Origin of the sequence: Shouchella rhizosphaerae, assembly GCF_900142675.1 — a bacterium.
Taxonomy (GTDB): domain Bacteria; phylum Bacillota; class Bacilli; order Bacillales; family Bacillaceae_D; genus Shouchella; species Shouchella rhizosphaerae.
The window spans coordinates 40,129-58,957 of sequence record NZ_FRBS01000010.1 but is presented as its reverse complement, the minus strand read 5'-3'; the positions used below and the strand labels follow the sequence as shown (position 1 = coordinate 58,957).

The window sequence follows — 18,829 nt, the reverse complement described above, 5'->3', positions numbered from 1 at the left end:
TCAACTTAATCGTTCACTCGTGAGGATTGCTGTTCGGCGCTTTTTCATCGGTAAAAAACCGAAGCATCCCTTCGTAAATGGAAGCAGCCATTTTGTCTTGGTACTCCTCTGTGGCAAGCAATGCCGCCTCCTGCGGGTTAGACAGAAAACCTGCTTCAACTAGCGCTCCAGGAATTTCGGCTTCTTTTAACAAATACACATGGTGGATCGGTTTTGGGTATCGATTAGTATTTTGCAAATTGCGTTTGATTTCCTCCTGGATAAAAACAGCCATATCTTCATTGCGTTGGTTTTTTAAATGATAAAATGTTTGTGCCCCGTTCCAACGTTCAGACGGAATCGCATTCATATGAATCGATAAAAACGCGTCCGCTTCCGAATCGTTGATAATCATTGCCCTTTTTCTTAAATCTTCAGTTTTTCGCTGCCGTATTTTCGCCGTGCCAGCATCAGCCAAATCAACGTCTTCCTCCCGCGTCATGATGACAAGCGCCCCAGCTTCCTGCAAATAATCACGCAACTTTAATGCCACTGCCAACGTAACTTCTTTTTCAAGCGTGCCCGTCTTTGAAACGGCTCCCCCGTCCATCCCACCGTGGCCAGGGTCAAGGACAATCACTTTCCCTGACATCGGCAAGTGCCAAGTAGAAGATGAATCTTTAAGCGTGCTGTCATATTGAACCCATAATAATACAGCTGCAAACAAAAGCGCCCCAATAAAAATGCTCCATTTATGTTTCTTCACAGTCCGTTCCCCCTTGTCCTGTATTTATATATACGAGGACAAGGAGAAGTTATGAACGATTAATGAAGGCGAAGCTTGTACGCTTTGCTCGCTTCCCGAAAGCCTTTTTCCCACCACGTGCCAATCAGCATGTCTGAAGCAGCAAGAAGCGCTTCAGTCGGCGCTCTTTCTTCTTTAGACCAACCGGTCAAAGTCGCACATAGGCAATGGGACAAATCAGTCAACTCTTCCTCACAACGTTTGCGCGCCTCCTGCGCCGGTTCGCCATAATAACCAAAACGGCCAAACTCTGTGCCAAGCAAATAAGCATCAATCGTCATATCCAAACATTGGTCAATTAAGAAAGGATACGCTTGAAATTGGAACGGAAGGATCGGAAACATCCATTCCTTTATTGCCTTCTCCATTTCCTTCATGCTAATATGGCGCAACATCTTCTTTTCAAAATTCCACTGTTTTTCTCGTCTTCTTTCGGTGAGTGTCGTAATTACATTCATTGGTCGTTTCCCCTTTTTTCTTTTTAGTATGGTCGTCCCCATTTGCACCATACACGTAAGAAAAGGTCAAATAATGTTGGGATAACCATTATCTGCTGGGCAACATTTGCGACGTGCATTTTAAAAAAGGGATATATTTTTGGTGATGATACAAACTATAGGAAGGGATAATGTCGATTGAACGCCGCTAAAGACATTGCATACCTCGGGATAATCATCCGCAATATGTTGACCGTTTTTCAGTGCGAACAGAGGATGGGACATTTCATTGCCATCACAACCACCCTTGATGCCATGGATAGGTTTGTCTACTAGACTTGATGGAATCATCCAATGAAGAGATGGGCTATCATGACTGAAGCAAAACGTCCACGAAAAAGGTTCACAGTCGAATTTAAGAAACAGCTTGTGCACCTTTATGGGTCCGGAAAGCCGAGAGCGGAAATCATCGGACTCCATCTGCATTTGATAAATGGGTTCGTCAATAGTAGTATATTTTATTATGAAGCCAAACAACGAGATTACGCGGGAGAGGAAGAAACCGCTAACCACATTCATTAGCGATCTTTTTTATCAAAGCCAAGACATCTATGGCCATACAAAAAAGTACCTCGACACTCTTCTAGCCACATTAACCAAACAAAAATACCAAGAGCACTTGGCCCTTGGCAACCTAAAATTTACAAACATACGGCAAAGAAGGTTCTATCTTCCGGATTTACTTCCCCTAATTGTGAAAGCCAGCACTTTCTAAACACGCGATTACATTTAAAACAATCCTACACTAACACGATCTATTTCAACTTTAAGTGATAGAAAAGCTGCAATAGCTAACACAATTCCACCTATTAACGCTAAAACCCTTGAAAATATCGCCAGTTTATCGACGTCTGTTAGCATGGAAATATCATCCCTTGTTTTTAACTTCTTTGATTAGTGCTGAAGTTCCCAAACACCTCACCAAATCTCATGTTATATATATCTTTCACCACCGGGTTAAGCTTACCATTATTAGATAAGTCTCCCTCCAGTATAATTTCTACTCTTTGGTCATTATCAACTAATACTGCTTGCACGATTAATGCATCCAGCAAAATCCCAGTTACTACTGCAATTTGTTGAGGGGACAAACTATACTTTTTAAATAAACTTTCAAAATGATTGTGTTCTTTCCCCAAATTTATCACCGACCTCCAAATTTATGAAGATAATATTTGTCCACTTCCCTCTGTTCTTTCCGACTTTCTTAAATTGCTCGAACCTAAACTAAAGATACCAAACAAAAAGAGCGCTATAAAAAAAACAACGTAGCTTTTAAAAGATTGCGAACTCATTTTATCCCCCTAGGCGTTTAACTCATTTTATGAGCTTGATGAAGATATGTGACTATTCATTGGAAGTATTCACATTTATTTAAGCCCAACATATTTTAAATTGTTACTACAATTACTGGAGGTACGGCAACATGGAAATAAAACAAACTGAAGATCATAGTTTGCAAGTCCCACATCGCTATTATTCATATGGCACCCCTTTTCCTTACCAAGCTCAATATTTCTACCCAAGCTATACAGGGGTACAACCATATTATAGCTATTACCCGTACAATCAATATGGTGCACAGCCATATCAGACCTATAATCCCTCCCCCCCATACGGGCAACAGATGTACCCAAGTCCATATACTCAGCAAGATGATGATGGCGTCGAAGAAGTGTTACCTTATTTATTTCATCACCATATAAGCCACCATCGCGATCTCGAATGGACAAATGAACAATTGAAAACCAGTCTTTACAACGCAATCTTAGGTGAACATAATGCAATTGCATGTTACGATCAACTTGCTCAAATGGCTCCCGATGAACCCTCAAAGAGAATAATATTAGAAATTCGCAAAGATGAGATAAGACATTATCAATCATTTTTAAAGTATTTTGTGAACCTATTCGGAGAACAACCATCCTTTTCAACACAAGAGAAATGCCCAAATAGTTATCACGAAGGCTTAACAATAGCCTTCGAAGATGAGCAAAACACTGTTGATGAATACTTGAACATTTCCGATTACATTAATCATTATCCTGAAATTAGAAAAGCATTTAAAAGAGCAGCTAAAGACGAACAGAATCATGCCGTTTGGTTTTTATACTTGTTGTTTAAATAGGCTTATTTCAGCTCAAGTCACGTCACTTTTTGCGACAAGGTTTCCAACAGATCAAGCATATCCTCACTTAATGTTTCTACTTTTTCAAACAACTCGTCCCCATTGTCCTTGGAATTGGGTATAATGGGGAATTTCCATTTCTCATTTCTTGTAGAACCGTTGTTAAAACCAATTTCTAAATAAGAAGATTTCACTACAATATCCTCTTCTTTTACTTGTTTTTCCCATCTTTTCAGCGCTTGGTTGAAACGAGCTGTATACAATTGTTTAAGGAGTTCAATTTTTATGTCCATAAAAGTGCCTCCTATAAAGGTAGTCATAAGCAATAATATGAAATTAAAGTGTTCATTAGAACATCTTTAATTAAAGTTAAGTCTTTATAAATGGTCATCCTAAAAATAAAGAAGCCCTTTTCAACATCCTTTGTTAGAATGCATTTAAGGACTTCTTGTCTCTTTTATATATGTTAGGCTTTACGGATCTTTTGGTAAACGAATAAATCAAGCGGTTTTTTATTAAAAGTAAAGGATTCTTTCTCAGCCTGTGTAGCCCTAATTGATAAAGGCCAAATTCCATGCAACCCTTTGCTGCTTCAGAAGCGAACCCTTGCGACCAATGTTATTTATTAATTCAACAAATTGCTTCTACATGGCAGTCCCTCTGAAAATTTATAAAAATTTTATAAATTTTGTCTGGTAATGAAGGCACATCGTAATATAATGAAAGAGCACCATATTGGAGGATAATGAACGTTAAGCCTTACGCAACTACTGGTTCCGAGCATTACAGGGAGTTAAATTTTAAACAGGCGGATGGACATATGAAAAAGAAATCAAAGAAATTCTGGCGTTCTTATTTAATATTTATGTTATGTTTTGCTGTCATTTTCTTTTTTCCTGATGATATTCGATTTATCTTTGTTGTTGCATTCCCAATCCTCTTTTGGGGAATGTATGGTTTTCTGAATAACCGTACGACGTAGCATGGAATACAGAGGTATGGTTCGCAGATAGCTGGCTTGTTCACCCTAAAAAATCGTCCACCCTTGAGTGTCCATGCTCGTTTAGGGTGGATTTTATTCCTAATAGGGCCGATCCTCCTGGATAGAACCGAGCTATTGTATAAATGGTGACACAACTTCCATATACCTTCTCTAAGGCTTAACGTTCGATCCCATTCCGCTAATGAACTGGAAGAGGACAAACGAGACCAAATTGCGCACTAGTTGAAAACCGCATCTAACCAATGCTTGGCTATATGTCGGAGTTTTCTTCGTATTCGAGTATATCACCAGGCTGACAATTTAATGTCTGACAAATTTTTTCTAACGTAGCAAAGCGAATCCCACGCGCTTTGCCTGTTTTTAGTATTGATAAATTAGCTTGAGTAATATCAATTTTTTCTGCTAACTCTTTTGAAGAAATGTTTCTTTCTAGCATTACTCGATCTAAGTTAATTTTTATCATTAGGCCTCCCACCTAAATCACGTTGTTAGAATCGTCTTGCAAAGATATGCCATATTTAAAAACCACATAAAGCGTATAAATGATGGCTAACAGAAGAATGTTTCCGATTAAACCTGGTGAAGAATCTGAAAAGACATCACTGACATTGTATACATGCGCCTGTGCAAAGAACAACTGACTAATGATCTGCAAAATGGTAAAGCTCGTGATCGAGATTAAGATTAGTTTGAGATACGTAAGATTTTGGGAAACAAAAAAGTGTTGTTTATAAATATTACCAATCATTTTATGTAGAGCGTACATAATGATAAACAAACAAGCAATGATGGCTAGTGCGACTAAGCAAGAAAGTACTAAAAACCATACTGGTAGGTTTGTGTTTAACCCTGCATACTGTAGCAATTGCGTTTTGACCCCGTTCGACACGACCAATAAAGCTCCAGCCGCAAATAAGAGTATTAATCCAGCAAACGCAAATAAAAATTGAGCAATTAGCGACACAATTGACAGGAATTTTAGAACGGTCTTGGTAAAAAGATTCATTATATGCCCCCCTTAACTATTTATTATTGTAAAACGATAACACATTATTGTCAAACAATAATTTTTGGTTTTAAGGGGGTTCCAATTTCCGCACTAAAAAACCTCTCCCCGATTTCCTCGGGAAGAGGCTGTAAACGTTGATATTAACGCTTCGAGAACTGAGGCGCACGACGAGCGGCTTTAAGACCGTATTTTTTACGTTCTTTCATGCGGGCATCGCGTGTAAGGAAGCCTGCTGCTTTTAGTGTTGCACGGTTGTCAGGATCGACTTGTAGTAGGGCGCGGGCAATGCCGTGGCGGATTGCGCCTGCTTGGCCGGTGAAGCCACCGCCATTGACATTAACGTGGACGTCATATTGGCCAGTTACGCCTGTTTCAACAAGTGGTTGTTTTACGATCAATTTTAATGTTTCAAGACCGAAATATTCATCAAGGTCACGACCGTTTACAACAATTTTGCCTTCGCCAGGAATGAGGCGAACACGGGCAACAGAGTGCTTACGGCGACCTGTGCCGTAGTATTGTACTTGAGCCATAATCATTACCTCCTAAAGATTAACCGCGAAGCTCGTATGCTTCTGGTTTTTGTGCATGGTGATTGTGTTCTGAGCCTGCATAGACGTGCAGTTTCATTCCTTGTTTGCGGCCAAGAGTGTTTTTCGGAAGCATCCCTTTGATCGCCAACTCAAGCATACGCTCTGGCTTGTTCGCACGCATGTCTTGTGCTTTTGTTTGTTTCAAGCCGCCTGGGTGGTTCGTGTGGCGGTAGTAAATCTTATCTTGGAGCTTGTTTCCAGTTAGTTGAATTTTGCTTGCATTCAAAACAATCACATGGTCGCCAGTATCGACGTGCGGCGTGAATGTTGGTTTGTGCTTTCCGCGAAGGATAGATGCTACTTCTGAAGCAAGACGCCCAAGCGTTTGCCCTTCAGCGTCGACTACATACCATTTACGCTCAACTTCGTTTGGCTTTGCCATATATGTTGTACGCATAGTTTAAACCTCCTAAATAATAAACACGTTTTTATCTGATCGTTTTGCCAAGAGAAACACGTTAAACTGGCTGTTTTAATGCGCATTCCCTTTAGCATAGTCCTTTATTCCGTAACCCGGGGCAGTGGGTCTTAAGAATTGCCATCTAATATCATACAATATCGGCTTAGTAAAGTCAATTAATTCATAGAAACTTGTCCGGGTGTTTCATTCACAAAAAGCGGCTGGCCGTAGTCCACCTCATACAGGCACAAGCCATGCGCAGGGGCTGTTTTCCCAGCCAGGTTGCGGCTTTTGCCTGCCAAGATGACTTTCATTTCAGAGGCTACCCGTTTGCCAGTGCCTATTTCTAGAAGCGTTCCGACTATAATGCGGACCATATTGTATAAAAAACCAGTGCCGCGGATTGAAATAAGCAGCCCTTCTTCGCTAGGCTGGACGGCTACATGGGTAATCGTCCTGACTTTGTCGGTCACGGTTGTGTTCGCTGCACAAAAAGCAGAAAAGTCGTGTGTCCCTAACAAATGCTTAGCCGCTGTCTGCATCGCTGGCACATCAAGAGCTTGTTTAATGTGGACAGCAAAATGGCGGCGGAACACATTTTCGAAAGGTCCGCATTGGATATAATAACGGTACTCTTTCGCCTGAGCCCCATAACGGGCATGAAAATCTGGTTCTACCATTGCCGCGTTTGTGACGACAATGTCATCAGGAAGATGGGTGTTTAAAGCAGATACCCAACGCTCAGGGGCAATCGTTAATTCTGTATCAAAATGGAGCACTTGGCCACAGGCGTGCACTCCTGCATCTGTGCGCCCTGATGCAACAACTGGGACTCGTGCCCCTTTATGAATCTCTTGCAGTGCTCTTTCAACTTCGCTTTGGACCGTGCGTTTGCCGGGCTGGACTTGGTAACCGGCAAAAGCTGTGCCATCATAGCTTAGTTTGCATGCCATTCTAGACATTTCCTTTTGTTCTCCTTCAACTAAAACCAGGCAAGCAGGAACGCTACAGTCGCACTAACAAGCAGCGCATACGTATCCTTAAACGCCCACTGGTTTGTTTTCCAGGACGACCGTTCCCTGTTGCGGCTGTATCCCCGCGCCTCCATGGCTTGAGCCAACTCTTCTGCACGCTTTAATGAGCGAACAAATAGCGGCACAAGCAGTGGCATGTACGCTAGTACGCGTTTCATGAATGGCTGGTCACGGACGCCAATTCCCCTTGCTGCTTGAGCCCGGGATATCATGTGTAATTCACCACTTAAAATCGGAATAAAACGTAATGTAATCGACATCATCATCGCAAGGTCTGAAACGGGAAATTTTACTGCCTTTAACGGCTTCAGGAGCGATTCAATTGCCCACGTAATATGCAACGGGCTTGTCGTCATTGTCAATAGCGTTGCAGCAAGAAAAAGACATAAAGTGCGCCATGCTAAAATCCCGCCTTCAGCAAGGCCTTCGGCATAAACGGGCCAGCCAAATAGGTGAAAAACCAAGTGGCCTTCCCGCGTTACAATCACTTGCAACAAAGCAAAGGCAATGACAAACCATATAATCGGTTTCAGCGATTTGACAAGGACAGGGAGCGGCACCTTGCTAGAGGCAATCGCTGCTACAAAATAGCACGCTGATACTGCAAGCGTTGCGGGAGAGGCAACAAAAAATAGCGCCAATGCGACAATGAACACGCTAAGCAGCTTGCTGCGCGGATCAAGGCGATGCACAAATGACTCGCTTGGTCTGTATTGCCCCATTAAAAGCGATGGTCCCTTCATTGCTGTCCTCCCTTGCGATCGATGAGCCAATCTGCCAACGTTGCTGCATCGCGTAAAAAAGGAATCGTCCCTTTTGATGCGATGGCTTTTTGTGCAAAAGCCATCGCTTTTGGCAAAGCCAGTTTTGCCGTTTGTAACACGTCTCCCGCTTGAAATACGGCAGCAGGCTCGTCCACCATTAGCGGCGTCCCATTATGCATCACCACGCAAAAATCGGCGTATTTGGCCACGTCGTCCATCGAATGGGTCACCACCCAAATCGATGCATTGTTTGTTTGGCGATAGTTGCAAAGCAATTGGAACAGCGCCTCTTTCGATGCTGGGTCAAGCCCGGCACCAGGCTCGTCTAACACAAGCATTTTCGGCTGCTGGACGAGGACAGAAGCAATGGCGACTCGGCGTTTTTGCCCCCCTGAAAGCTGAAACGGGGAAGCGCTGAGCAACGCAGGCGGCAGCCCGACTGTGTGAAGGGCCGCGGCCGCGGTTTTCGCCGCCTCGACTTTTGAGACGCCCTGCATCCGTAGGACATAGCCAATCTCTTTTTCAACTGTTTCTTCAAATAGCTGATGTTCCGGATATTGAAAGACAAAACCGACCTTTTTCCTTAACGGTTGTAGCTGTTTTTTTTGCTCAGGCAGACAAACGTCCCCAATTTCGACTGTTCCTTTTGTTGGCAGAAGCAAACCGTTTAAATGCTGGACCAATGTCGATTTCCCCGCTCCACTCGCACCAACTACAGCAACAAACCGACCTGCCGGCACACGGAGCGTAACGCCATGAAGCGCTTGGACCGTTGTGCCTGCATCGTTGTATTCGTAGCTTACTTCGTTAAATGCAACGTCCATAATGCCTGCAATAGCTCCTCTTCCGTTTGGGGATTGCCTATCGCCGCACCGCGCTTGTGTAATTCAGCTTGGAGCTCATATAAAAAAGGAAGTGCGATATCGAGCTGTTCTACTTGGTCGTGGTTAAAAAATAGCTGGGCCGGTGTGCCATCAAAAACCAAACGGCCCTCTTTAAGCGCTAAAACACGGTCTGCAAAGAGCAGTTCTTCTGGATCGTGGGTAATGGACAAGATGGTCTTGCCTTTGCGATGGAGTTTCTTTAATAGCGAAAGCCCTTCCCTTTGCCCAGCCGGATCTAGCATGGATGTGGCTTCATCGAGAACGAAAATGTCTGGGTCAGGTGCTAGCACACCCCCAAGGGCGACTCGTTGCTTTTGACCACCTGATAAGCGGCTCACATCCCGTTTTAGCAATGCTTCAATGCCTAGTTCCTTTGCCACTGCTGCAACACGCCGTGAAATTTGGTCAGGTGGCCACCCACGGTTTTCCAGCCCAAACGCAAGATCATCTTCCACAATGGTTGTGACAATTTGATTGTCTGGATTTTGAAAAACAAACCCCACTGCTAGGCGGATTTTCTCGGCATTTGCTGCCGTTGTCCACTTTTGCACCGTCACTGTTCCGGAAGAGGGCAGCAATAAGCCATTTAATAGCCTTGCCAACGTCGATTTCCCTGAGCCGCTGTGCCCGACAACGGCAACCCACTCACCCTTTTGAACGTGCAGCGAAATATCCGTGAGCGCGTCGGCAGCATGATTGGCATAACGATAGGAAACATGCTCACAAACAAGCATCCCCACACCCCATTTTTTTACGTAACAAAAAAGGGCATAGAGTGAAAGAAGCACCTTGCTCCTATTGTCTCCTGCCCTTAATCGCCGCTTACCTGAGCTTTTTAAACAAACTCAATGATTGCCATTGGTGCACCGTCACCACGACGAGGACCAACTTTAAGAATGCGTGTATATCCACCTTGACGCTCTGCAAAGCGCGGAGCGATATCTGCAAACAGCTTTTGGATTGCATCTTGCCCTGATTCAACGTCTGCTATTTCGTTGCGAACGAACGCTGCAGCTTGACGGCGGGCATGCAAATCACCGCGTTTTCCAAGCGTAATCATTTTTTCAACGATTGGACGCAGCTCCTTTGCTTTTGCTTCAGTTGTTTCAATGCGTTCGTTGATGATAAGGTCTGTCACCAAATCACGAAGCAACGCTTTACGTTGTGAGCTCGTACGGCCAAGTTTTGCGTATGCCATGCTAATTCCCTCCTTTGAGACAAAAACCTATTCCTTATTCTTCATTGCGAAGCCCGAGGCCAAGTTCGCCCAACTTCTCTTGTACTTCTTCAAGTGATTTACGGCCAAGGTTGCGGACTTTCATCATGTCTTCCTCTGTTTTGTGCGTCAATTCCTGTACAGTATTAATGCCAGCACGCTTCAAACAGTTGTACGAACGGACCGATAAGTCAAGTTCCTCAATGGTCATTTCAAGTACTTTTTCTTTTTGGTCCTCTTCTTTTTCGACCATGATTTCCGCATTTTGCGCTTGGTCTGTTAAACCTACGAAAATATTTAAGTGCTCCGTAAGAATTTTCGCGCCAAGAGAAACGGCTTCTTCTGGGCGAGTACTCCCATCGGTCCACACATCAAGGGTTAGTTTATCATAGTTTGTGACTTGCCCGACACGCGTGTTTTCAACTTGGTAGTTAACGCGCGCCACCGGTGTATAGATCGAGTCAATCGGAAGAACGCCAATTGGCTGGTCATCATTTTTGTTGCCTTCAGCAAGAACGTACCCACGACCTCGTTTCGCCTGCAAGCGCATGCGGAACGATGCTCCTTTTGTAAGCGTAGCGATATGAAGATCAGGATTTAATACTTCAACGTCACTGTCATGAGTCAAATCACCGGCAGTTACATTGCCTTCACCTTGGACGTCAATTTCAAGCGTTTTTTCTTCATCTGAATAAATTTTCAAAGCCAATTTTTTCAGATTCAAGATGATTGTCGTAACATCTTCTACAACGCCTTCAATTGTCGAAAATTCGTGAAGGACACCGTCAATTTGAACAGATGTAACCGCAGCTCCTGGAAGCGAGGACAAAAGGATGCGACGCAAGGAGTTTCCTAGTGTTGTTCCATAACCGCGCTCTAGAGGCTCTACGACAAATTTGCCGTACTTCGCGTCTTCGCTAACTTCCACCGTTTCAATATTCGGCTTTTCAATTTCAATCATTAAACAAACCCTCCTTCAAAACGTCGAACTCCGGCAAACGCAAGGATTGCCCAAAGAGCTCCTTTATTTGGGCTTCCACCTGAGCAAATCCTATTAGTCTTACCTTCATTGTCTATAGATCTCGTCTTATCCATTATAGACATTAGCGGGAAATCTATACAATGACGAATTTCTTACACTCTACGACGTTTCGGCGGACGGCAGCCATTGTGTGGAACTGGTGTCACATCTTTAATCATGTTCACTTCAAGCCCTACAGCTTGCAATGAACGGATTGCCGCTTCACGGCCAGCTCCTGGGCCTTTAACTGAAACTTCGATCGTTTTCATGCCATGCTCCATCGCTGTTTTGGCAGCTGATTCAGCAGCCATTTGCGCAGCAAATGGTGTTGACTTACGAGAGCCTTTAAAACCAAGTGCGCCAGCGCTAGCCCAAGAAATCGCATTGCCATGAGGATCTGTAATCGTCACAATTGTGTTGTTGAATGTAGAACGGATGTGAGCCACACCACTGTCAATGTTTTTTCTTTGACGACGTTTTGGACGAGTATTCGTTTTTTTAGCCATGTTTTTCATTTCCCTCCTTGCTTATTTTTTCTTATTCGCAACCGTACGTTTTGGACCTTTGCGCGTACGAGCATTGTTTTTTGAATTTTGGCCGCGGACCGGTAAGCCACGACGATGACGAATTCCACGATAGCTGCCGATTTCGATTAGACGTTTGATGTTCAAGGAAACTTCACGGCGCAAATCGCCTTCCACTTGATAACCTTCAACTGCTTCACGAATACGGCCAAGTTCTTCTTCCGTTAGGTCACGAACGCGTGTATTTTCGTCAACACCAGCTGTTTCAAGGATTTTTGCTGCTGTTGATTTACCAATACCAAATACGTAAGTGAGTGAGATTACAACGCGCTTATCGCGAGGAATGTCAACACCTGCAACACGTGCCATGGGCTAGGCACCTCCTTATCATTTAACCTTGTTTTTGTTTGTGTTTCGGGTTTTCACAAATTACCATAACATTGCCTTTGCGGCGAATAACCTTGCATTTTTCGCAAATCGGTTTGACTGATGGTCTTACCTTCATTGTATAAACCTCCTTATATACGGAGAGTGTTTTTATTTATAACGGTACGTAATCCGCCCGCGCGTCAAATCGTAAGGAGAAAGTTCAACCGTAACTTTATCGCCAGGCAAGATGCGGATAAAGTTCATGCGAATTTTTCCAGATACATGCGCAAGAATTTTATGACCGTTTTCAAGTTCTACACGAAACATTGCGTTTGGCAACGGCTCAATCACCGTGCCTTCCACTTCTATCACGTCTTCTTTTGCCATGAATGGATATCCTCCCTTCGAGTAGATGCAAGCAATACCTTTTTGTCTTCATCACTGTACAGACAGTCTATCTTACCTGAAAAATTATGCTTTCGTCAAGATCTCGTATCCTGTTTCTGTGATTGCAACCGTATGCTCAAAATGGGCACAGTTCTTTTTATCGACTGTCACCACTGTCCAGTTATCAGCAAGCGTCCGTACGTAGCGAGAGCCTGCATTGACCATTGGCTCAATCGCCAATACCATTCCAGGCTTCAACTTCGGCCCTTTCCCAGGAGGACCATAGTTGGGAATGTTCGGGTCTTCATGCAAGTCTTTCCCAATGCCGTGGCCGGCATACTCACGTACGACTGCGTATCCTGACTGTTCGACAAAAGTTTGAACCGCATGGGAAATATCCGATAGGCGATTGCCAGGGCGTGCCAGTTCTAACCCTTTGTACAAAGAAGCCTCCGTTGCATCAAGCAGCTTTTGGTCTTCTTCTTTAATCGTCCCGACTCCATACGTCCAAGCCGAATCGCCATGATAGCCATTGTAATAGGCGCCTATATCTAAGCTGATAACATCTCCATCTGCAAGCATGCGATCGCCAGGTATGCCGTGCACCAACTCTTCGTTCACCGACGCACAAATGCTTCCTGTGAAACCGCCGTATCCAAGAAAAGAAGGCGTTGCATCATGAGAACGAATAAACGCTTCAGCTAGTGCATCCAACTCACCAGTTGTAATGCCTGGCTTAATGTAAGGCTTCAAGTGGGCATGCGTTAGGGCGACAATCTGCCCGGCTTTTCGCATCACGTCAAGCTCGCGTTCCGTTTTAATGACAATCATGCACGCTTCTCCGATAGAATCGCTTTTATGTCAGCATACACAGTGTTCATGTCTTGGTTGCCGTCCACTTGTCTTAAGTAGCCTTTTGCTTCATAAAAGTCAATGAGTGGCTTCGTTTGCTTTTCATTTACTTCTAGGCGTCTTTTGACCGTTTCCGGCTTGTCGTCGTCGCGTTGAATTAAATCGCTGCCGTCAATATCGCATTTGCCTTCCACTTTTGGCGGGTTATACACAATATGGTATGTCTTACCCGTAGTAGGAGACACGCGGCGTCCCGTTAAACGCTCCATCAGAAGTTCTTTCGGGACTGCGATATTCAACACATGGTCAAGCTGTTTGCCGAGGGATGAAAGAATGCCTTCCAGCGCTTCCGCCTGGGCAATGGTACGAGGAAAACCATCGAGCAAAAACCCATTCTCGCAATCGTCTTCCGACAAACGCTCTTTGACTATTCCAATTGTTACTTCGTCAGGGACAAGATCACCTGCGTCTATAAACGACTTCGCTTTCAAGCCAAGCTCCGTTTCATTTTTCATCGCAGCGCGAAACATATCGCCTGTAGAAATGTGCGGAATGCCATAGTCGTTCACAATTTTCTCCGCCTGTGTTCCTTTGCCGGCGCCTGGCAATCCCATTAAAATTAAATTCATTAAGATCCCCTTCCTGCAAGTCAAAAAGACGAACGGGTAAGGCGTTTGTCCTGCCCGTCCTTCTTTTTAGTTAATGAAGCCTTTATACGAACGTTTAATGAGCTGCCCTTCGATTTGTTTCATCGTATCTAGCGCAACGCCAACGATGATTAACAAGCCCGTGCCGCCAATTTGCACTTGCTGCGGCAAGTCAAGTAGCGCAATAAACACAACCGGTATCGTTGCGATGGTCGCAAGGAATAGCGCACCAACGAACGTAAGCCGATATAAAATTTTCGTGATAAAAGACTGCGTTGCTTGACCAGGACGAATGCCAGGGATATACCCGCCTTGCCGTTTCAAATTATCGGCCATTTTTTCCGGGTTAACCTGTACAAAAGTGTAAAAATACGTAAACGCGATAATCAGGACAACAAAAAGGCTGCCTCCGATCCATGAACTCGGCACGAAATGTTCGACAATCCACCTTGCCCATGCCTTGTCCTCTGGCCCAACAAATGAAGCAATGGTTGATGGAAAATAAAACAATGCTGAGGCAAAGATGACCGGAATAACCCCTGAAGCGTTCACTTTAATCGGCAAATGCGTTGACTGTCCGCCTACTTGGCTGCGATTGACAACGCGCTTCGCATATTGGACAGGTATTTTCCGCAAGGCTTGGTGCACGTAAATGACGCCAATGATAATCAGTAATACGATTAAAGCGAGCAATGCAACGGTGGCGATGCTCAAAAATAACTGGTCGCCTGCGCCTTCAATTTCAGATGTATATAAAGCATTCAGCATGTTCGGAATGCCGGCTGCAATACCTGCAAAGATAATGAGCGAGATTCCATTCCCTACACCATGAGCCGTAATCTGCTCCCCTAGCCACATTAAAAATGCTGTACCTGCTGTAAGGACGATGGCGATATAGACATACGTCATCACAGATGGATTTTCAATTAAGCCAGGGCCTGCTCCTTGATACATTGAATTAAAACCGACTGACATGGCGATTGCTTGGACAAACCCTAATACAATCGTGCCATATCGAGTTACTTGCGTTAGCTTTTTCCGACCAGCCTCACCCTGTTTCGCCCATTCTGCAAACTTCGGCACTACATCAAGTTGAAGAAGCTGAACAACGATCGAGGCTGTGATGTAAGGCATGATCCCCATTGCAAAAATCGAGAAGTTGCTTAGTGCGCCGCCGCCAAAGGTGTCGAGAAACCCGAAAGCATTAGCGCCGCCAAAAAGCATCTCAAGCGCATCACTGTTCGTGCCTGGCACGGGTATGAATGCGCCGATTCGAAAAACAATAAGCATCAAAAGCGTAAAGATGATTTTTCGACGTAAATCTCTCACACGGAAGATGTTGGAGATCGCCTTAAACATTAAACCACCTCGGTTTTTCCGCCAGCAGCCTCAATTGCTTTTACTGCAGATGCAGAGAACTTATGAGCTTTTACAGTCAAGTTTTTGTCTAGGTTGCCATTGCCCAGCACTTTAATGCCGTGCTTAACATTTTTTACCGTTTTCGTTTCAATAAGAAGTTCTGGAGTCACTTCTGTGCCAGCTTCAAAACGATTCAGCACGTCTAGGTTCACAACTGTATACTCTTTACGGTGAATGTTCGTGAATCCACGTTTTGGCAAACGGCGATAAAGTGGGTTTTGCCCACCTTCAAATCCAGGACGAACGCCGCCGCCTGAACGGGCTTTTTGCCCTTTGTGGCCTTTGCCTGCCGTTTTTCCGTTGCCAGACCCGATACCGCGACCTACACGATTGCGGACTTTGCGTGAACCTTCTGCTGGTTGTAGTTCGTGAAGTTTCATGCTTCCTACACCTCCTCGTTATGAAAAATGATCTATTTACGCGTCGATCTCATTAACAGTAATCAAATGTTTAACTTTGTTTACCATTCCGCGGATCGCTGCATTATCTTCTTGTACGACCGTTTGGTGCAATTTACGCAAACCAAGCGTATTTACTGTCACGCGTTGATCGCTTGGGCGGCCAATCAAGCTACGTGTAAGGGTGATTTCTAATTTCTTCGCCATCGTAATCCCTCCCTTAACCTAACAGTTCTTCTACGGATTTGCCACGTAGTTTCGCTACTTCTTCAGCACGCTTCAAGTTTGTTAGGCCAGTTATAGTAGCGCGAACCATGTTGATCGGGTTGCTTGAGCCAAGAGATTTGGAAAGGACGTCACCGATGCCAGCGAGTTCAAGCACAGCACGTACAGGACCGCCAGCGATAACGCCAGTACCTTCAGAGGCTGGCTTCAAAAATACGCGACCCGCACCAAAACGCCCAACAATTTGGTGTGGAATCGTTGTATTAACGATCGGCACTTCAATTAAGTTTTTCTTTGCATCTTCTACAGCTTTACGAATGGCTTCAGGCACTTCTTGTGCTTTCCCCATTCCAAAACCGACGTGTCCGTTTTTGTCGCCTACGACAACAAGCGCGGCAAAACGAAAACGGCGTCCACCTTTAACCACTTTTGCAACACGGTTGATTGTGACAACTTTTTCTTCAAGTTCCAATGTGTTTGGATCGATAGAACGCATATACGATGTTTCCCTCCTTCGTAATTAGAATTTAAGGCCAGCTTCGCGAGCACCATCAGCCAGCTCAGCAATACGGCCGTGATATAAGTAGCCTCCACGATCAAAGACCACTGATTCGAATCCCGCATCAACCGCACGTTTTCCTACAAGTTCGCCGACTTTACGCGCAGCTTCTTTATTGCCGCCGTTCTCAAGCCCCAACTCTTTGTCAAGCGTAGAAGCTTGTGCAAGAGTTACGCCATTCACATCATCAATAAGCTGAGCGTAAATGTGCTTAGAAGAACGGAATACGTTCAAACGTGGACGCTGCGGCGTACCGCTTAGTGTGCGGCGTACGTGAGCGTGTCTTTTCTTACGGCCTGCATTTTTGTTAGGCTTCGTAATCATGAGACGTCATTCCTTTCTATACGAAACTAATTATTTACCAGTTTTGCCTTCTTTGCGACGCACATATTCGCCTTCATAACGAATTCCTTTGCCTTTGTAAGGTTCAGGCAGACGCACAGCGCGAATGTTTGATGCAAGCGCCCCAACTCGTTCTTTGTTGATTCCTTTTACAACCACTTTCGTATTGGAAGGAACTTCGATTTCAAGGCCTTCTTCAGGAGTGATTTCAACTGGGTGAGAGTAACCAACGTTAAGCACAAGCTTGTTGCCAGATTTGGAAGCACGGTAACCGACACCGTTCAGTTCTAGCGCGCGTTCAAATCCTTTTGTTACACCTTCAACCATGTTGTTTACAAGCGCACGCATCGTTCCGTGAAGAGCACGGTGCTCTTTATGGTCAGATGGGCGTTCAAATGTAATTTCGTTGCCCTCAACAGTAATCTTAATATCCGGGTGAAGCTCACGGCTTAATTCACCTTTTGGACCTTTGACAGTGCAAAGGTTTCCGTCGAATGTAACTGTGACGCCATCAGGAATAATGACAGGTTTTTTACCTACGCGAGACATTTATGTCCACCTCCATTCATTTAAAGCTACTTACCAAACGTAAGCGAGCACTTCTCCGCCGACTTGTTGTTGACGTGCTTCTTTGTCGGTCAAAACGCCTTTTGAAGTTGAAACAAGCGCTATGCCTAAGCCACCAAGAACACGTGGAAGTTCAGTTGATTTTGCGTATACGCGCAATCCAGGTTTTGAAATACGCTTCAACCCAGTAATTACACGTTCGTTAGATGGGCCGTATTTAAGGAAGATACGGATTACACCTTGTTTATTGTCTTCGATGAATTCGTAATCGCGGATGAAGCCCTCGCGCTTAAGAATATCGGCAATCTCTTTTTTAAGCATAGAGGCCGGCAGTTCTAGTTTTTCATGGCGTACAAGGTTCGCATTACGAATACGTGTCAGCATATCTGCAATTGGATCAGTCATGACCATTGATAATTACCTCCTTCCAATCGTTTTTACCAGCTTGCTTTTTTCACGCCAGGAATTTGCCCTTTGTAAGCAAGTTCTCTGAAGCAAATACGGCAAAGTTTGAATTTGCGCAGCACTGAGTGAGGACGGCCGCAACGCTCACAACGAGTATAAGCTTGAACATTATACTTCGGTGTGCGTTTTTGCTTTGCGATCATTGATTTTTTTGCCAACGTGTTCCCTCCTCTTCTTAGAGATTATTTTTGGAACGGCATGCCTACTTGAGTAAGTAATTCACGCGCTTCTTCGTCTGTTTTCGCAGTTGTGACGATGACAATGTCCATCCCGCGGACTTTATCGACTTTATCGTAATCAATCTCAGGGAAAATAAGTTGCTCTCTCACGCCGAGCGTGTAATTTCCGCGACCATCAAACGCTTTTTTGGATACACCGCGGAAGTCGCGAACACGTGGCAATGAAACAGATACTAATTTATCCAAGAAGTCATACATGCGCTCGCCACGCAATGTTACTTTTGCACCGATTGGCATACCTTCACGGAGTTTAAAGCCCGCAATCGATTTTTTTGCTTTTGTAATGACAGGCTTTTGACCAGTGATCGCTTGCAGTTCTTCAACGGCTTTGTCGAGCACTTTCGCATTTTGAACGGCATCGCCAATGCCCATGTTGACAACAATTTTTTCAATCTTTGGCACAGCCATTACAGATGGGTAATTAAACTTCTCTGTTAGAGAAGAAACGATTTCGTTTTGGTATTTCTCTTTTAAACGATTCATTGAAATGGTCCTCCTTTCAC

General features: G+C 44.4%; 30 protein-coding genes and 1 pseudogene. 2 read left to right on the top strand and 29 right to left on the bottom strand.

Features of this window, described 5'->3' with window-relative positions; translation table 11 throughout:
• Positions 1-13 precede the first annotated feature (13 nt).
• Both cwlD and BUC05_RS20665 read right to left on the bottom strand, forming a co-directional pair.
• Entirely contained in the window at positions 14-745 is a 732-nt protein-coding gene (cwlD, locus tag BUC05_RS20670) for an N-acetylmuramoyl-L-alanine amidase CwlD (RefSeq protein ID WP_035202245.1), read from the bottom strand.
• A 59-nt stretch (positions 746-804) separates the two neighbouring features.
• Positions 805-1,242, bottom strand: coding sequence for a YbaK family protein (locus BUC05_RS20665; RefSeq protein ID WP_035202244.1), 438 nt, complete (start codon positions 1,240-1,242; stop codon positions 805-807).
• A 351-nt stretch (positions 1,243-1,593) separates the two neighbouring features.
• Here BUC05_RS20665 and BUC05_RS21335 point away from each other — a divergent pair.
• Positions 1,594-1,727 (top strand): annotated as a pseudogene (locus BUC05_RS21335) (IS3-like element IS655 family transposase); the annotation flags it as partial.
• 435 nt (positions 1,728-2,162) lie between these two features.
• Here the strand turns inward: BUC05_RS21335 and BUC05_RS20655 are convergent.
• Complete coding sequence (locus BUC05_RS20655; RefSeq protein ID WP_142237606.1) at positions 2,163-2,429, bottom strand: hypothetical protein; 267 nt, start codon at positions 2,427-2,429, stop codon at positions 2,163-2,165.
• Positions 2,430-2,707: 278 nt separating this feature from the next.
• Between BUC05_RS20655 and BUC05_RS20650 the strand changes: the two genes are divergently transcribed.
• Positions 2,708-3,409 (top strand): ferritin-like domain-containing protein, encoded by a 702-nt coding sequence (locus BUC05_RS20650; protein WP_011245051.1) that lies wholly within the window; start codon positions 2,708-2,710, stop codon positions 3,407-3,409.
• 17 nt (positions 3,410-3,426) lie between these two features.
• On the opposite strand, the gene BUC05_RS20645 is transcribed toward BUC05_RS20650, so the two are convergent.
• From BUC05_RS20645 to rplE, 26 genes are all read right to left on the bottom strand, one after another.
• Positions 3,427-3,702 (bottom strand): hypothetical protein, encoded by a 276-nt coding sequence (locus tag BUC05_RS20645; RefSeq protein WP_011245050.1) that lies wholly within the window; start codon positions 3,700-3,702, stop codon positions 3,427-3,429.
• 960 nt (positions 3,703-4,662) lie between these two features.
• Positions 4,663-4,875, bottom strand: a complete 213-nt coding sequence (locus tag BUC05_RS20635; RefSeq protein ID WP_035202239.1) for a helix-turn-helix domain-containing protein — start codon at positions 4,873-4,875, stop codon at positions 4,663-4,665.
• A gap of 12 nt (positions 4,876-4,887) precedes the next feature.
• A complete protein-coding gene (locus tag BUC05_RS20630) occupies positions 4,888-5,418 on the bottom strand; it encodes a DUF2975 domain-containing protein (protein WP_035202238.1) in 531 nt (176 codons plus the stop codon).
• Between the two features lie 143 nt (positions 5,419-5,561).
• Complete coding sequence (rpsI, locus tag BUC05_RS20625; protein WP_011245047.1) at positions 5,562-5,954, bottom strand: 30S ribosomal protein S9; 393 nt, start codon at positions 5,952-5,954, stop codon at positions 5,562-5,564.
• A 19-nt stretch (positions 5,955-5,973) separates the two neighbouring features.
• Positions 5,974-6,411 (bottom strand): 50S ribosomal protein L13, encoded by a 438-nt coding sequence (gene rplM, locus BUC05_RS20620; protein ID WP_011245046.1) that lies wholly within the window; start codon positions 6,409-6,411, stop codon positions 5,974-5,976.
• Between the two features lie 179 nt (positions 6,412-6,590).
• The gene (truA, locus tag BUC05_RS20615) at positions 6,591-7,376 is read right to left on the bottom strand and encodes a tRNA pseudouridine(38-40) synthase TruA (protein WP_011245045.1); all 786 of its coding nucleotides are present in this window, start codon (positions 7,374-7,376) and stop codon (positions 6,591-6,593) included.
• A gap of 20 nt (positions 7,377-7,396) precedes the next feature.
• Entirely contained in the window at positions 7,397-8,191 is a 795-nt protein-coding gene (locus BUC05_RS20610; RefSeq protein WP_073305870.1) for an energy-coupling factor transporter transmembrane component T family protein, read from the bottom strand.
• The gene (locus BUC05_RS20605) at positions 8,188-9,036 is read right to left on the bottom strand and encodes an energy-coupling factor transporter ATPase (protein WP_073305868.1); all 849 of its coding nucleotides are present in this window, start codon (positions 9,034-9,036) and stop codon (positions 8,188-8,190) included. Before BUC05_RS20605 ends, BUC05_RS20610 begins: the two co-directional genes overlap by 4 nt.
• The gene (locus tag BUC05_RS20600; RefSeq protein WP_073305896.1) at positions 9,012-9,830 is read right to left on the bottom strand and encodes an energy-coupling factor transporter ATPase; all 819 of its coding nucleotides are present in this window, start codon (positions 9,828-9,830) and stop codon (positions 9,012-9,014) included. The genes BUC05_RS20605 and BUC05_RS20600 overlap by 25 nt, the downstream gene beginning before the upstream one ends.
• A gap of 101 nt (positions 9,831-9,931) precedes the next feature.
• A complete protein-coding gene (gene rplQ / locus BUC05_RS20595) occupies positions 9,932-10,294 on the bottom strand; it encodes a 50S ribosomal protein L17 (protein ID WP_011245041.1) in 363 nt (120 codons plus the stop codon).
• 34 nt (positions 10,295-10,328) lie between these two features.
• Positions 10,329-11,273, bottom strand: coding sequence for a DNA-directed RNA polymerase subunit alpha (locus tag BUC05_RS20590; protein WP_035202235.1), 945 nt, complete (start codon positions 11,271-11,273; stop codon positions 10,329-10,331).
• 173 nt (positions 11,274-11,446) lie between these two features.
• A complete protein-coding gene (rpsK, locus tag BUC05_RS20585; RefSeq protein ID WP_035202254.1) occupies positions 11,447-11,839 on the bottom strand; it encodes a 30S ribosomal protein S11 in 393 nt (130 codons plus the stop codon).
• A gap of 21 nt (positions 11,840-11,860) precedes the next feature.
• The gene (gene rpsM, locus BUC05_RS20580; RefSeq protein ID WP_011245038.1) at positions 11,861-12,226 is read right to left on the bottom strand and encodes a 30S ribosomal protein S13; all 366 of its coding nucleotides are present in this window, start codon (positions 12,224-12,226) and stop codon (positions 11,861-11,863) included.
• A 22-nt stretch (positions 12,227-12,248) separates the two neighbouring features.
• Entirely contained in the window at positions 12,249-12,362 is a 114-nt protein-coding gene (rpmJ, locus tag BUC05_RS20575) for a 50S ribosomal protein L36 (protein ID WP_003333770.1), read from the bottom strand.
• Positions 12,363-12,394: 32 nt separating this feature from the next.
• Entirely contained in the window at positions 12,395-12,613 is a 219-nt protein-coding gene (infA, locus tag BUC05_RS20570) for a translation initiation factor IF-1 (protein ID WP_011245037.1), read from the bottom strand.
• An 84-nt stretch (positions 12,614-12,697) separates the two neighbouring features.
• Complete coding sequence (gene map, locus BUC05_RS20565) at positions 12,698-13,444, bottom strand: type I methionyl aminopeptidase (RefSeq protein WP_011245036.1); 747 nt, start codon at positions 13,442-13,444, stop codon at positions 12,698-12,700.
• The gene (locus BUC05_RS20560; protein WP_011245035.1) at positions 13,441-14,094 is read right to left on the bottom strand and encodes an adenylate kinase; all 654 of its coding nucleotides are present in this window, start codon (positions 14,092-14,094) and stop codon (positions 13,441-13,443) included. The genes map and BUC05_RS20560 overlap by 4 nt, the downstream gene beginning before the upstream one ends.
• Before the next feature lie 66 nt (positions 14,095-14,160).
• Positions 14,161-15,471, bottom strand: a complete 1,311-nt coding sequence (gene secY / locus BUC05_RS20555) for a preprotein translocase subunit SecY (RefSeq protein ID WP_011245034.1) — start codon at positions 15,469-15,471, stop codon at positions 14,161-14,163.
• Positions 15,471-15,911 (bottom strand): 50S ribosomal protein L15, encoded by a 441-nt coding sequence (rplO, locus tag BUC05_RS20550; RefSeq protein WP_011245033.1) that lies wholly within the window; start codon positions 15,909-15,911, stop codon positions 15,471-15,473. The genes secY and rplO overlap by 1 nt, the downstream gene beginning before the upstream one ends.
• Positions 15,912-15,947: 36 nt before the next feature.
• Positions 15,948-16,136: a 50S ribosomal protein L30 gene (gene rpmD, locus BUC05_RS20545; RefSeq protein ID WP_011245032.1), complete on the bottom strand. Its 189-nt coding sequence runs from the start codon at positions 16,134-16,136 to the stop codon at positions 15,948-15,950.
• A 13-nt stretch (positions 16,137-16,149) separates the two neighbouring features.
• Positions 16,150-16,650 carry a 30S ribosomal protein S5 gene (gene rpsE, locus BUC05_RS20540; protein ID WP_011245031.1) on the bottom strand — a complete coding sequence of 167 codons (501 nt, stop codon included), beginning with the start codon at positions 16,648-16,650 and terminating at the stop codon, positions 16,150-16,152.
• Positions 16,651-16,674: 24 nt separating this feature from the next.
• Entirely contained in the window at positions 16,675-17,037 is a 363-nt protein-coding gene (gene rplR / locus BUC05_RS20535) for a 50S ribosomal protein L18 (RefSeq protein WP_011245030.1), read from the bottom strand.
• Between the two features lie 30 nt (positions 17,038-17,067).
• A complete protein-coding gene (gene rplF / locus BUC05_RS20530; protein WP_011245029.1) occupies positions 17,068-17,604 on the bottom strand; it encodes a 50S ribosomal protein L6 in 537 nt (178 codons plus the stop codon).
• A 30-nt stretch (positions 17,605-17,634) separates the two neighbouring features.
• On the bottom strand, positions 17,635-18,033 hold the full coding sequence (gene rpsH, locus BUC05_RS20525; protein ID WP_011245028.1) for a 30S ribosomal protein S8: 399 nt from the start codon (positions 18,031-18,033) through the stop codon (positions 17,635-17,637).
• Between the two features lie 26 nt (positions 18,034-18,059).
• Positions 18,060-18,245, bottom strand: coding sequence for a type Z 30S ribosomal protein S14 (locus tag BUC05_RS20520; RefSeq protein ID WP_011245027.1), 186 nt, complete (start codon positions 18,243-18,245; stop codon positions 18,060-18,062).
• A gap of 24 nt (positions 18,246-18,269) precedes the next feature.
• The gene (gene rplE / locus BUC05_RS20515) at positions 18,270-18,809 is read right to left on the bottom strand and encodes a 50S ribosomal protein L5 (RefSeq protein ID WP_011245026.1); all 540 of its coding nucleotides are present in this window, start codon (positions 18,807-18,809) and stop codon (positions 18,270-18,272) included.
• Positions 18,810-18,829: the final 20 nt, after the last annotated feature.